The following is a 1,113-nucleotide window of genomic DNA, read 5'->3' as shown; positions in this document are numbered from 1 at the left end:
CGGGTGCGGTATTGCATGCGTTTGAGGCGGTTCTTCACTGCGGCCGCGAGGCCGGTGGCGGTGTGCACGGCGAGGTTGGCGAGGCTGCCTTTCATCGTCGACCAGACCTTCTCGACCGGATTCAGTTCCGGTGCGTACGCGGGTAGCTGATAGACGCGTAGCCAGGACCGGGCGGCTATAGCCGCCCGCATCGGCGGAGTCTTGTGCAGCGACAGGCCGTCCCAGACCAGCACGACCGGTGCTTGGAGCTGCTGGTGGGCGGCGTCGAGCAGCCGGATCAGCTCTGGCTCACGGAACCCTTTGGGTTCGCCTTTGCGACCGCGATACAGCAGGGTGCGGTAGATCAACCGGCTCGGTTCGCCCGGCTTGTAGCAGCACAACCCGGCGACCGACACCCGCACGGTGCCTTTCGCGGTCACCTTCACCACCGGCGTCTGCCCTTTCGGCGCCCAGGTGGTGGCCTTGTGCGCTTTTAAGGTCTGGCCGCACTCGTCGGCGACGACGATCCAGGCGGCCCTGCGGGCGGCGACTCTTTTACCGCCGGCCACTGATACCGCCGCCAGTGCACAATCGCGGTCTCGTCCCGCTCGATCGCCCGGTGGATCGGCAACTGCGGCGTGTAGCCGAGCCGGCGCATCGCCTGCCACGCCGTCGTGATCCCCACTCGCAGATGAAACATCGTCGCGATCAACGCCACCACCCGTGCCAGGGTCCACCGCTGGTCCTCGCCGTAGCCAGCGGCCGCCGGTCCTTGATCGAGTCGGGCCTTCAACCGCGCCAGCTGCTCGTCCGACAGCTTCGGGTCCGGCCCCGACGGGCCTCGGGAAGCCAGGGCTTTGAGCACCCCCGGCGACCCAGACCCGCCGCCACTGATACGCCGATTTCGTGGAGACCTCGAGCAGGCCAGCAACCTCGACCGCCGACTTCCCGTCAGCGAACATCTGCGCCGCCTCCTGGCGGACCTGCTCTCGCCGCTGCCGTTCCGCCCGGTCAACCCCACCACCATCGCCGTATCGCATACCTCTCAGCAGAGCCGACACACCCCTGCGCAGACGATCACCCGCAAGCGTCACAGTGGATCTGCACCAGACCCCCAACCCGAAAGGTGTCTAG

Annotated in this window: 2 protein-coding genes; both read right to left on the bottom strand. The window is 67.5% G+C overall.

Annotated features, from left to right (window positions below; all coding sequences use genetic code 11):
- The coding region (locus tag Ato02nite_RS50715) for a transposase (RefSeq protein ID WP_246608261.1) at nt 1-548 on the bottom strand (548 nt) is incomplete at its 3' end.
- Nucleotides 473-844, bottom strand: a complete 372-nt coding sequence (locus Ato02nite_RS50710; protein WP_246608260.1) for a winged helix-turn-helix domain-containing protein — start codon at nt 842-844, stop codon at nt 473-475. The genes Ato02nite_RS50715 and Ato02nite_RS50710, both read right to left, overlap by 76 nt.
- Nucleotides 845-1,113 lie beyond the last annotated feature (269 nt).

Source organism: Paractinoplanes toevensis (assembly GCF_018332695.1).
Taxonomy (GTDB): Bacteria; Actinomycetota; Actinomycetes; order Mycobacteriales; family Micromonosporaceae; genus Actinoplanes; species Actinoplanes toevensis.
Note: the sequence above shows the minus strand (reverse complement) of the source record. Positions and strands in the feature narration are given on the sequence as shown.